At 61.1% G+C, this 12,169-nt stretch carries 13 protein-coding genes; 3 read left to right on the top strand and 10 right to left on the bottom strand.

From position 1 onward, the window contains the following. Positions 1-8: 8 nt before the first annotated feature. Entirely contained in the window at positions 9-512 is a 504-nt protein-coding gene (locus tag FFI16_RS13540; protein WP_138815877.1) for a signal peptidase II, read from the top strand. 25 nt (positions 513-537) lie between these two features. On the opposite strand, the gene FFI16_RS13545 is transcribed toward FFI16_RS13540, so the two are convergent. The 4 genes from FFI16_RS13545 to FFI16_RS13560 form a co-directional block, all read right to left on the bottom strand. Further along, positions 538-1,197: a zeta toxin family protein gene (locus FFI16_RS13545; protein WP_256666254.1), complete on the bottom strand. Its 660-nt coding sequence runs from the start codon at positions 1,195-1,197 to the stop codon at positions 538-540. A gap of 80 nt (positions 1,198-1,277) precedes the next feature. Next, positions 1,278-1,568 carry a hypothetical protein gene (locus FFI16_RS13550; protein ID WP_138815875.1) on the bottom strand — a complete coding sequence of 97 codons (291 nt, stop codon included), beginning with the start codon at positions 1,566-1,568 and terminating at the stop codon, positions 1,278-1,280. 146 nt (positions 1,569-1,714) lie between these two features. After that, positions 1,715-2,623: a glutaminase B gene (gene glsB / locus FFI16_RS13555; protein ID WP_138817417.1), complete on the bottom strand. Its 909-nt coding sequence runs from the start codon at positions 2,621-2,623 to the stop codon at positions 1,715-1,717. Between the two features lie 193 nt (positions 2,624-2,816). Next, positions 2,817-3,227: a hypothetical protein gene (locus tag FFI16_RS13560; protein WP_138815874.1), complete on the bottom strand. Its 411-nt coding sequence runs from the start codon at positions 3,225-3,227 to the stop codon at positions 2,817-2,819. Between the two features lie 109 nt (positions 3,228-3,336). Here FFI16_RS13560 and FFI16_RS13565 point away from each other — a divergent pair, with 109 nt between their 5' ends. Then, positions 3,337-4,188 carry a helix-turn-helix domain-containing protein gene (locus FFI16_RS13565; RefSeq protein ID WP_138815873.1) on the top strand — a complete coding sequence of 284 codons (852 nt, stop codon included), beginning with the start codon at positions 3,337-3,339 and terminating at the stop codon, positions 4,186-4,188. On the opposite strand, the gene FFI16_RS13570 is transcribed toward FFI16_RS13565, so the two are convergent. Then, entirely contained in the window at positions 4,189-4,818 is a 630-nt protein-coding gene (locus FFI16_RS13570; RefSeq protein WP_138815872.1) for a ribonuclease T2, read from the bottom strand. Positions 4,819-4,855: 37 nt separating this feature from the next. Next, complete coding sequence (locus FFI16_RS13575) at positions 4,856-5,836, bottom strand: Gfo/Idh/MocA family protein (protein WP_138815871.1); 981 nt, start codon at positions 5,834-5,836, stop codon at positions 4,856-4,858. 127 nt (positions 5,837-5,963) lie between these two features. Here FFI16_RS13575 and FFI16_RS13580 point away from each other — a divergent pair, with 127 nt between their 5' ends. After that, entirely contained in the window at positions 5,964-6,326 is a 363-nt protein-coding gene (locus FFI16_RS13580; RefSeq protein ID WP_138815870.1) for an NUDIX hydrolase, read from the top strand. Here FFI16_RS13580 and FFI16_RS13585 read toward each other — a convergent pair. The 4 genes from FFI16_RS13585 to FFI16_RS13600 all read right to left on the bottom strand — a co-directional run bounded on the left by FFI16_RS13585 (position 6,312) and on the right by FFI16_RS13600 (position 12,128). Beyond that, a complete protein-coding gene (locus FFI16_RS13585; RefSeq protein ID WP_138815869.1) occupies positions 6,312-7,025 on the bottom strand; it encodes a transporter substrate-binding domain-containing protein in 714 nt (237 codons plus the stop codon). The genes FFI16_RS13580 and FFI16_RS13585 overlap by 15 nt on opposite strands. Further along, entirely contained in the window at positions 7,018-9,666 is a 2,649-nt protein-coding gene (acnA, locus tag FFI16_RS13590) for an aconitate hydratase AcnA (RefSeq protein WP_138815868.1), read from the bottom strand. Before acnA ends, FFI16_RS13585 begins: the two co-directional genes overlap by 8 nt. Next, on the bottom strand, positions 9,663-10,856 hold the full coding sequence (gene rocD, locus FFI16_RS13595) for an ornithine--oxo-acid transaminase (RefSeq protein WP_138815867.1): 1,194 nt from the start codon (positions 10,854-10,856) through the stop codon (positions 9,663-9,665). The genes acnA and rocD overlap by 4 nt, the downstream gene beginning before the upstream one ends. A 153-nt stretch (positions 10,857-11,009) precedes the next feature. Next, positions 11,010-12,128: a succinylglutamate desuccinylase/aspartoacylase family protein gene (locus tag FFI16_RS13600; protein ID WP_138815866.1), complete on the bottom strand. Its 1,119-nt coding sequence runs from the start codon at positions 12,126-12,128 to the stop codon at positions 11,010-11,012. Positions 12,129-12,169 lie beyond the last annotated feature (41 nt).

The raw sequence follows: 12,169 nt of genomic DNA on the forward strand, positions 1-12,169 counted from the left end.
GTTACCGCTTGAACACGTCGCCCCTTCTGCGAAGCCGCACCTTCGCCCTCCTCGCCGGCCTTGCCTTTATTGCCGTGGACCAGCTAGTCAAACTGCTGGCCCTGATTTCCCTGCAAGCCAGCAGCTTCAAAATCGGCTCCAACCCTCTCAACCTTGCGCTGGAACTGAGCCTCAACCCAGGCGCCTTCCTCAGCCTGGGTGCCGCATTGCCGCCGCAGGTCAAACAGCTGATCTTTATCGTTGGAGTAGCCGTCGTGGTGGCGTGGGCCATGTGGTGGTCGCTTTCCAACTGGAGCCAGCCGCTGCGTAAAGTCTTGCCGCTTTACGCGATTGCCTTGGGTGGCATCGCCAACTTGATTGATCGTGTGTTTCGCGACGGGCATGTCGTGGATTACATGGTGTTGAACGTGGGGCCCACACATACCGGCGTGTTCAATATTGCTGATATTGCGATCACCGCCGGGGCGCTTTATTTGTTGGTGGATTTGCTCAAAAAACCGCGAAACGCTTGAATAGCCAAGGCCCTTACCCTTTGCTCTATGTCAGCTTTTCGATGACATACTGCTGAAACCAGGCCGGCTGGGTATCAGAGACGATATCGATATCTTCGCCTTCTGTAATTTCAGCAAGCTGAGCAAAACTAGGCTCACCGTCCTGCGAGTTGTCAAAAATATAAGCTCGATTGGATAGCAATATCGCCTCGGAAAGATTCTCCAAAGAGCGGTTATATCGAGATCGAATTTTGTCGGCAGGGACATCATGCCCGCCAATGGAAGTTCTATAAGCAACCCGAGCAACGTTGATATCTGCGTCTGCCGTAGCGACGTAATAAACATAGACGCGATAACCGGCAGCCTTTGCGCGCCGTAACAGCTCAATTTTGCTGGTATCCGACATAACCGTTTCAAAGGTAAAACTCACGCGTTCTTCAATCAGTGACACGCGAATAAAGTCAGATAAAGCAGACGCAATATAGGAATCAACTTGCCGGGAAGGAAAGCTGATCTGTTCGCCGCCCACAACCAGATTATCCAGTTTGGCAAGAGAGTCGGGGAATTTTAGAAGTAGCGTATGACCGCGCAAGAATGGAAGCGCCAGCCTGGCATATCGCTCAAGACCAAAAGCAGCGAACTCAAACACTCCCGTTTCGCGGATGCTTAACTCAATCGCGTCAGGGTTGATGTAGTTAACCAGCAAGTGCGCCGGTACCTTCGAGTTGAACGTACTTTTCCCACTCCCGTTAGGTCCGGCGAACATCCGGACTCGGGGCGTTGTACTCAAGCCTGGATCTGCGCCTGGGCGGATCGGCGATCCAACAGAGATTTTCTGGTTTTCAAGCGCGTGCCAGCCTTGATCGTCCCGTAGGCTTCGACTGGTCGAATAACCAGGGCCTCTGTGTTTGACACTTTCATGAGTTGGCCAGCACGCACCACGAGGACAGACTCACCCTTGGAAATGGCAACCTCGTAAGCGTCCCGAAATGCCTTGGCGGCGATAGAGGGAATACTCGATTCTTGGGCAAGCACCTGTGCTTCGGTGATCTGCGGCTTGACTTTTTTACGCGACATGCTGGTCTCCGGCTTAGGACAAGGGAGGATCAATAACGATTAGCATAGATCACCCTGAGCGTCGATCGCTGGTTCGACTTTACCTCAATATGTATCCCCTGTCCTCTCAGCCGGTATCAGCGACACCAGCATCGAGGTAGACGTTTTCAAAACACCGACCACCCAATCCGCTCGCTCAGCAATTCCAACGCCTTCATCCCCGCCAGCGAGTTCCCCGCCGCATTCAGCTCCGGCGACCACACGCACACCGTAAACTGCCCCGGCACCACCGCGACGATCCCGCCACCAACCCCACTTTTACCCGGCAAGCCAACGCGGTAGGCAAAGTTGCCGGCTTCGTCATACAGCCCACTGGTGGCCATGATCGAGTTGACTTGCTTGGTCTGGCGCGCGGTCAAGATCTGCTCGCCACTGTGGGCACTCACGCCCTCGTTGGCCAGGAAGCTGAAGGCCCGGGCCAGATCCAGACAGCTCATTTGCAGCGCGCAGTAGTTGAAGTAGCTGTGCAGCACCGCGTCGACGTCGTTGTGGAAGTTGCCGAAGGACTTCATCAAGTAGGCCATGGCTGCGTTACGCGCGCCATGTTGCGCTTCGGAGTCGGCGACGACGCTGTTGACCAGGATTTGCGGGTTACCGGACAGGCGCCGCACGAAGTCGCGCATCGACAGAATCGGCACGGCAAAGCGTGACTGGTTGATGTCGCAGATCACCAGGGCGCCGGCGTTGATGAAGGGGTTGCGTGGGCGCCCGCGTTCGAACTCCAGCTGCACCATGGAATTGAACGGTTGCCCCGAAGGCTCGTGGCCCAGGCGTTCCCAAATGGTTTCGCCGCCATGATCGATGGCCTGTACCAGGCTGAACACCTTGGAGATGCTCTGTACCGAGAACAGCGTGTCGGCGTCGCCTGCGCAATAGGCCGAGCCGTCGTTGCCGTACACGGCGATGCCAAGTTGGTTGGCGGGTACATCGGCCAGCGCGGGGATGTAGTCGGCCACTTTGCCCTGGCCGATCAGTGGGCGGACTTCGCCCAGGATCGAATCCAGCAGTGCCTGCATGTCTTGTCCGGTCATTCTTTTTGAATCAGTGGTAAGCGGGCCGCGGAGGATACTTCAATGTGCCCGCAAGAACACCACTCAACCAATGTGGGAGCGGGCTTGCTCGCGAATGCGGCGGGTCAACCGATGAATTTTTGACTGCTACACCGCTTTCGCGAGCAAGCCCGCTCCCACTTTTTTCACCCCGTGCACTTCAAAAATACGCCACATCCGACACCTGCTCATCGAGCACATCCCGCGCCAGCGCCCAGGCGCGGTCCTTGGACTCCACCACCAGCAGCGGGTAGCCCCAGGCCTTGCCAAACATCACCGCAAACGGCTTGAGGGCCAGGCGTTGCGCGGCGCTGGGTTCCACCTGGATCATGCCTTTGACGTAAGTGCGCAGCGCCTGTTTGTTTTTCTTCATCCAGATCGAAGCGTGTTTACGCTCCTCATGGGAGTGCTCGTGGTTGTTTTCGTCGACGGCTTTTTCGTGCAGCAGCACAAAGGACTGCTGGCGAGCGAGCAAGCTTTCGAACACAACAAAAGCATCCTCGGGGCCGCCTTCGTTCGGGGCGTCAAACACGATTTTCACCACGGGGAAGGTTGTACTGTCGAGTCGCATGGCAAAGCTCCTTAATGAGAGTAAATCTCATCATAGCGCTCAGCGCGCTGGACGACATTGCACAGAATAGCCAGAATGTTTCGCAATTCGGCCAATAAGCGAATCCGCCATGCAACGCCACCGCCTTGAAGAACGTGACCTTTCCCGGTCCAGGGACGCCGACCTGATCCCGCGCGCAGTGGTGGCCGTGGGCGCCACCAGTACGTCCGAGCGTTGGGAGCACACGCCGCACGCCCATCGCAAAGGCCAGTTGATGTACACCCTGCGCGGGGTGATTCATTGCCAGATCGAGGCCGGCATCTGGATCGTGCCGCCCCAGTGCGCACTCTGGATTCCGGGTGGCCTGGCCCATGCCGCGCGGGGCGCCGGGGAAGCGGAGGTGTATTGCCTGCTGATCGACCCGGACGCCGCCGGCGCCCTGCCCACCCAAGGCTGCACCTTGGCGGTGTCCGGCCTGTTGCATGAGCTGATCAGCAAAGCGGTAACGTTTCCCCATTTGTACGAAGAAAACGGCGCACAGGGCCGCCTGATCAGCACATTGCTCGACGAACTGGCCCAGGCCCCCATTGAGGACCTGCACCTGCCCATGCCCCAGGACCTGCGCCTGCGGCGCCTGGCCGATAGCTTGCTGGCGGACCCCAGCGACAAGTCCACGCTCGAACAATGGGCACAGCGCATCGGTATGAGCGAGCGCAGCATGACGCGCCTGCTGCTGGAAGAGTTGGGGTTGAGTTTCGGCCGTTGGCGCCGGCAGTTGCATGTGATTTTGTCACTGCAACGCCTGGCCAAGGGTGAAAGCGTGCAACGGGTGGCGCTGGACCTGGGTTACGAGAACGCCAGCGGCTTTATCACCATGTTCCGTAAAGCCGTGGGCCAGCCGCCGGCGCGTTACCTGGCGGATCGCGCCGGCGCGTCGAGTGCAACGGCGGCTGGCGCCATCGCGTTGCACCCGGACAGTTGATCAACGCTGAACCGGAATACGGATATCGCCGCCTTTGCACTGGGTTTTTACACTCCTGGGGCAGCCGGCAAACCGCAGCTCCTTGCTCAGGCACACGCGCACTTCGGACAGCACCTTGCCCTTGCAAATGACCGCCATGCCATGGTTGCCCATGGCCGGGTTGCTTTGCCGGAACAAGCTCTCGATCTCGCGTGCCTGCATGTAATTGGGCACGTTGAACGGCTGCAACTGCTGCGGAATCTGCACGGCGGCCAGCGCTGTATCACTTGCCTCCAGATAGCTCGATGCGTCCAGCCCGCTGCAGGTGCCGTGTTTGGCCCACTCGTGCTTGAGCAACGCCTGCGTCGGATAGATCAGCGCACCCTTGGCGAGGTCCGCCGCCGACAGCCGAGATTGCGTATCGCACGATGCCGGCCAGCCGCCTTTGGCGTACTGCGGCCAAAGCCCGTGCAGCACAAACCCATAACCTTTACCTGTGCATTGCTCGTTGCCGGGGTTGGTCAGGCAGAACGTCGGCGACCATGACAACGACAGCACATAAAAATCAAACTCCCCAGGCGTCCCCTGGCTACGCGGGGCCGCCAGCACATTGGTGGCGAGTAACAGCCACAACAGCATCCAATATTTCATTTGCCTATTCCTGAAAGAAAAAACAGGTATATCCCGCTCAACCCGGCAAATTGGGGTTTCGTTGTAACACCTTATCGAGGATCCGATCAGTCTTGAGCGCCTCGATCGCCAGTGAAGGGTGCTCGGACTCGCCACGAATATGTGCGTTCATGGCCAGCACGTGATGCCACTGGATATGTGTATGGCAGGGTATTTCCAGCACCTCATTCACCTCACCTTCCAGGCGTAAAGGCTGGTCGTCAAATACCGCAAAGGTGATGCGGCCACGGCTGCCGATCAGCTCGACCTTGTCTTCGCGCCGGTCTGCAACAAAGTTCCAGCAACCCATGCCCAGCGCGCCGTTCGCGAAAGTCCAGCACGCCGTTACCGCATCTTCCGCCGCGTAATGGCCGGCCTGTCGCGCGGTAAACCCGGTGACCTCGACAATATCGCCGGCCAGGTACTGGAACAAATCGAACCCATGGCTGGCCAGGTCGGCAAAGTAGCCGCCACCGGCAATGGTCGGGTCGGTGCGCCAGTTGGCAGCGCTGGCATCGGCGGCCGCCGGTGGCTTGCACAGGCTCCAGGTCACGTGGCGCAACTCGCCGATACGCCCTTGCTGCAGCCAGTCGCGTACTTGCTGGAAGCGCGGCAACGAACGGCGATAGTAGGAGACAAACAAGTGCAGCCCGGCACGCTCGAAGGTGCGCTGCATCAAGGCGCTCTGCTCGGCATTCAGCGACATGGGCTTTTCGACGCAGCAATGCTTGCCGGCCGCCGCCACCATCAGGGCATATTCGAGGTGGCTGTCGGGCGGTGTGGCGATGTACACCGCGTCCACTTCGGGGTCGTCGATCAAGGCCTGGGCGTCGGTATAGAAACGCGCGATGCCGTGGCGTGCCGCATAATCGCGCACCGCTTCTTCGCGGCGCCCCATTACGGCCACCAGCGCCGAACCTGGCGCTTTGTAGAAGGCGGGTCCACTCTTCAGTTCAGTCACGCTGCCACAGCCAATCATGCCCCAACGTACGGTATTCATCAGTTGTCCTCGTCCGTTTTCATCAAGGGGGCAGTATCCACATGACCGCCCGTGCATGCCACCCTCAATCAGCATGACAATTGCATTACACTTTCATGACAGTCATTGAGCCAGGCAGGTGTAGACATTGAAAATACGCGCAACCGTTATTTGTGAACACGAGGGGCATATCCTCTTCGTGCGCAAGGCCCGCTCCAAATGGGCATTGCCGGGCGGCAAGGTCGAGCGTGACGAGCGCCCGGTCGGCGCCGCCGCCCGCGAGCTGGAAGAAGAAACCGGCTTGAATGTGGATGGCTTGCTGTACTTGCAGGAGCTGAAGGCCCGCGACACCGTGCACCACGTGTTCGAGGCCTCGGTGGTGAACATCAGCGAGGCGCGCCCTTGCAACGAGATCATTGACTGCCGCTGGCACGCTTATGGCGCCATGGACGAACTGGACACCACCGACGCTACCCGCCACATCGTCAAGTCGTTCCTAAGGCGCCTGTAAGTCCGCGCTCTGCCCGCTGTCCAGCAACCCACGCTTGACCCCACCCTTGGCTTTCTGCCGTTCGACAAAGGATTTGACGAACGCGGCAGCGGCTGTGTGCGCCACAGGAACGGCCATGGCCTGGTGAATGGTCATGAAGTCATCGTCAAGCAGACGCCAGTGCGCAGACACACGGGTTTGCAGAAAATCCCTCACCCCCGCCGCCGCATCCAGGCCTTGCTCGATAAACCAGTCCACCGCCGCCGCCGAAGTGGGCGCACGCACCAGTTCTGCGTGCTGCACGGTTCGGCTCAGATACAGGTCGTAGGCCGCGCCCTGGCCCACCGCGATGCGCTTGCCCGGCGCGTCCAGTTGCGCCACCTGGGTCAGCGCCGAATCAGCCGCCACCAGGTACGTGCCCTTGATCGCCACATAGGGTGCGCTGAAGGCGATTTGCTGCTCACGCACCGGCTCGATCGCCAAAAACGCCACGCGCCACACGTCCTCGGCCAAGGCGGCAAAGACCTTGCCGGCGGCCTCGAAGGTGATCAGCTCAAGGCGGGCGCCCAGTTCCTCGGCCAGCGCGCGTGCGAGTGCCACCGACACCCCTTGCGGCTCGCCATCGGCGCCGCGTTGCGCCAGCACCGGGTTACCAAGGTTGATAGCGGCGCGCAGCACGCCATCCGGGGCCAGCTGTTGCAGTACTTGCGGGTCAATCATCGAGCGCTCCTTGACGGGTCCGTTGCACAGTCTTACGGATCACAAACGGCAATACGCCGCCGTGCTCAAGGTACCCAAGCTCTTGCAGCGAGTCGAGGCGCAAAGCCAACAGGCTCGTGGCAATACTGCCGTCAGCGCGCTCGATACGCAGGGTGATCGGGTTGTCACCCACCGTCAGTTGCGCAAGCCCCAGGAACGTCAGGCGCTCACGCCCATCCAGCGCGAGTTCCTGCACCGAGGCGCCCTCGGCAAAGACCAGTGGTAGCACCCCCATGCCAATCAGGTTGCTGCGGTGGATGCGCTCGATACTGCGCGCCACCACCGCCTTGATCCCCAGCAGGTTCAGCACCTTGGCCGCCCAATCACGGCTGGAGCCGGCGCCATAATTGATGCCCGCAAACAGTACGGTCGGCGTGCCCGTATAAGTTTGCGCTGCCAGGTACAGCGGCTGGTACTGCGTGCGTTCGGCATTCCACGCCCAAACGCCTTGGCGCGGTGCTTGTTGCGGGTCCAGCAGGTTGTTCAGGCGCGGGTTGGTAAACGCGCCGCGCACCATCACTTCGTGGTTGCTGCGCCGGGTCGAATACTGGTTGAAGTCCGCTGCGGCCTCTCCTCGCTCACGCAACCAGCCACCGGCCAGGCTGTCGGCGGGGATAGTACCGGCCGGTGAGATATGGTCGGTGGTGACGTTATCACCCAGCACCACCAACGCCTTGGCGCCACTCAAGGACAGGCTCGATGCAGGCAATAACGACACGTGCGCCAAGTATTGCGGGCGGCGCAAATACGTCGAGTCCGGGTGCCAGGCAAACTGCACACTGCCATCGGCCTCCAGCGCCTGCCAATGATGGGTACCCTGCCACAACAGTTCGCCACGCGCCTGAAACAATGCCGGGCGCACCACCTGACTCACCTGCGCCGCCACCTCGGCATCGCTGGGCATCAGCTCATGCAGATACACCGGCTTGCCCTGGGCATCCAGCGCCAACGGGTAAGCCGACAGGTCGATATCGATGCTCCCGGCTATCGCGTAGGCCACGCACAGCGCGGGTGACGCCAGGTAACCGGCCTGAACTTGCGGGTTGACCCGCCCTTCGAAATTGCGATTGCCCGACAACACCACCACGCCCTTCAGCCCTTGCCGGGCGAAGACTTCGACATGCGCCTCAAGGCTGCCGGAGTTGCCGATGCAGGTCATGCAACCGAACCCCGCCAGGTCAAACCCCAGCGCCGCAAAGTCCTCCAGCAGCCCAGCCGCTTCCAGGTAATCGGCCACCACCCGCGACCCGGGCGACAGCGAGGTCTTGACCCACGGCTTGCGCCCAACCCCACGCGCACGCGCATTGCGCGCCAGCAGCCCGGCCTGGATCATCTGCGCAGGGTTGGCGGTGTTGGTGCAACTGGTGATCGCCGCCATCACCACCGCGCCATGGGTCAGCGGCGCAGCGAATGACGGCTCAAAAAACTGCTGGCCAGCCTCCATCTGCACATGCTGATGAAAGGACGCTGCGGCATTTGCCAGGGATTGGCGTTGGTGCGGCTGATGCGGGCCGGCAACACTGGGCTCTACCTCGGCGAGGTTCAGTTCGATCAACTCATCGAACTGCGGCTCCACGGCTTGCCGCCACAATGATTGCGCCGCCATATAAGCCGTGACTTTGGCCAGCAACGGCGTCGGTCGCGCACTCAACTTCAGGTACGCCAGGGTCTCGTCGTCGAACGGGAAAAACACCACCGTCGCGCCATACTCCGGCGCCATGTTCGCCACCGTGCCGCGTGCCGCCCAGCTCAGGGACGACAGACCAGGGCCGGTGAACTCGACGAACTTGCCGACCATGCTGCGCTGGCGCAACAGCTCAGTGACGGTCAAGGCCAGATCGGTCGCCGTCACGCCAGGGCGCAAGGCATTGCTCACCCGAATCCCCACCACCTGCGGAAAGGGAATCGGCACCGGCTCACCGAGCATCGCCGCCTGCCCTTCCAGCCCGCCCACGCCCCAGCCCAGTACACCAATGGCATTGATCATCGGCGTGTGGCTGTCAGTGGCGACCATGCAGTCCGGGTGCAGCAGCACGCCACCGTCGGCGGCCGGGCTTTCCCATACCACCTGCGCAATCGACTCCATGTTCATTTGATGGATAATCCCGGTGCCTGGCGGGATCACCTTGAAGTTGTCCAGGCTGGCCTGCGCCCACTTGATAAACCGGTAACGCTCGCTGTTGCGGCGAAAGTCGATGTCGAGGTTGGCCTGCACCGCACCGGCTTCGGCGTAGTGCTCCACAATCACCGAATGATCGATGGTCAACACTGCCGGTATTGAAGGATTCACCGCCGTCGGATCGCCCCCCAACTGCGCCACCACGTCGCGCATACCGGCGAAATCCGCCAGGGCCGGCAGGCAGGTGGTGTCGTGGAACATCAGGCGATTGGGCTGAAACGGCACCGCGCAATCCGGCCCCGTGCCGATCGCCCGCGCCAGCACTTGCGGCAACGAAGCCGGGGCGCAGCGGGCGATGTTTTCCAGCAGGATGCGCAGGCAATACGGCAGCCGCTGCAACTGCACCGGCGTCAGCAGTTTATGCAGGTCGACATAGGCGTAGCGCTGGCCGTCGACCGTCAGGTGGTTGAGGTAGTCACTCATAGCTGCGCGAACACCCGTTCGATGCGCGCCAGGCCCCAATCCAGCTCGGCGCGAGTGATGGACAGCGGTGGTGCGATGCGCAATACGTTTTCGTGGGTTTCCTTGGTCAACAGGCCTTGCGCGAGCAGCGCTTCACAGATCGGCCGGGCATCGCGGTCCAGCTCCACGCCCACCCACAAGCCACGCCCGCGAATCTCGCGAATCGCTGGCGAGTTCATCGCCTTCAGGCGCTCTACCAGGTACTGACCGAGCTGCGCGCTGTTGTCGATCAGGCCTTCGTCTTCCAGCACGTTCAGGGCTTCCAGGCCGACCGCCGCCGCCAGCGGGTTGCCGCCGAAGGTCGAGCCGTGGCTGCCGGCGTCGAACAGGTCCATGATCGAGTGGTCGGCCACAAACGCTGACACCGGCATGATCCCGCCGCCCAGGGCTTTGCCCAGAATCAGCGCGTCCGGGCGAATGCCTTCATGCTGGAAGGCAAACCATTTGCCGGTACGGCCCAGGCCCGACTGGATCTCATCGAGGATCAGCAAGGTATTGGTCGCGTCGCACAGCTGGCGCAGCTCACGCAGGAACCCGGCGGGCGACACGCGAATACCCGCCTCGCCCTGGATTGGCTCGATCAGCACCGCGCAGGTGTCGGCGGTAATGGCTTGGCGAAAACTTTCGATATCACCAAAGCGTGCTTCGCTGAAACCATTGCAGAACGGGCCGAAATCCGCCTTGTAAGCCGCCTCGGACGAGAAGCCGACAATGGTCGAGGTGCGGCCGTGGAAGTTGTTATCCGCCACCACAATGTTTGCCTGATTGGCGGCGATACCCTTGACCCGGTAACCCCAGCGGCGCGCGGCTTTGATCGCGGTTTCGACGGCTTCGGCGCCGCTGTTCATCGGCAGCGCCGAATCAAAACCGCTGATGCGGCACAGGGCCTTGAGGAAGTTACCCAATGGTTCGCTGTAGAACGCGCGCGACACCACGCTGATCTTGTCGATCTGCGCCACGGCGGCAGCGCGGATACGCGGGTGCACATGGCCGTGGCTGACGGCGGAATAGGCCGACATCATGTCCAGGTAGCGCTTGCCATCATCGCCAATGGCCCAGACGCCCTCGCCTTTGACGATGACCACCGGCAGTGGCGAATAGTTGTGGGCACAGAATTGGTGTTCGAGGGTGATTGCCGGGTTGGGGTGCATGGGGATGTCCTGCCAAAAGAGGATTTAACCAACAATGAAGATCGAATGTGGGAGCTGGCTTGCCTGCGATAGCGGTAAACCTGCCCCGTGCAGGTCACTGACATACCGCTATCGGAGGCAAGCCAGCTCCCACAGTTTTAAATGCATTTCAACTCAGGCGCTAAGCAGTTTGCCGCTGCGAATCGGCGTGGCGCCGGAGACACGTCCCAGCGGGTCGCCCGGCTTCACAAAGCGCACATCGCGGCGCATGTACAGCACGCCGATGTTGTGGCTGTTGACCGTGACGGTGTTGCCGCTGTGCGGGTCCACGATGTCAAACAGTGGCTGGCCCGCTTCAATCCGGCTGCCAACCGCTGCCCGGTGCACCAGCACGCCGGCACTCGGCGCATAAAACTGTTCGCTGCCCGCCAACGGCGTGGCCGGGTTGCGCAACGCAGGCAAAGGCCGCGGTGTGCCTTCGATGGCGCCCAGGTGCGTGAGGTAATCGATGATCGCCGTGGCGTCGTGTTCGGCCAGCTCGTAGGACACATCCCGCTGACCACGATGCTCCACCGTCACCGCAATGCTGCTGTCCGGAATCGGGAAGCGATCCCCCAGACGCTCACGCAGGTTGACCCACAGCAGGTACAGCGCTTCATCAAACGAATTGGCCTGGGAATCGGTGGCCAGCAAGGTGGCTTCAGCGCCGATGTAGCGCGCCAGCGGCTCAATGGTCGGCCACACCGTTTCGCCGGTGTAGAGGTGCATCGCCGCTTCGCGGGAGCAGTGCAGGTCCAGCACGATGTCGGCATCGTGGGCCAGCAGCATCAGGGTCTGTTGCAGCGACTGGTATTCGTCCATCGGCTGGGCGGCGCGCAGGCATTCGCCCCAGGCGGCGCGGATCAACTCGCGGTTGGCGTTGATGTCCTGTCCAAGCGCATGCTCTACCTTGTCGGCAATCGCCTGGTACGGCACCGCAAAGCCTCGGTTGTAATTCCGCCCGCTGCCCAGTTCAAACCGCCCGCTGGGTGCGCCCATGATGTACTGGCCCAGGCCCGCCGGGTTGGCCACGGCCACCAACACGATTTGGGCATTCAGGCGCCCGGCACTTTCCAGCGCCACCAGGTGCCTGCGCAGTTGTGCGGCCACCAGCATGGCAGGGGTTTCATCGGCATGCAGCGCCGCCTGAATATAGATTTTTCGACCTGCACCCACTGCACCGTAATGCTCACTCTCCACGTGCCTGTGGGTGCCTTGTGTCGCTTGCAGCAAGGGGTGTTGATTAAGTTTCATAAACCGGAAGTCTCGATATTCGAGTGACGTTTGCTTGGGGA

Origin of the sequence: Pseudomonas sp. KBS0710, from assembly GCF_005938045.2 — a bacterium.
GTDB lineage: Bacteria > Pseudomonadota > Gammaproteobacteria > Pseudomonadales > Pseudomonadaceae > Aquipseudomonas.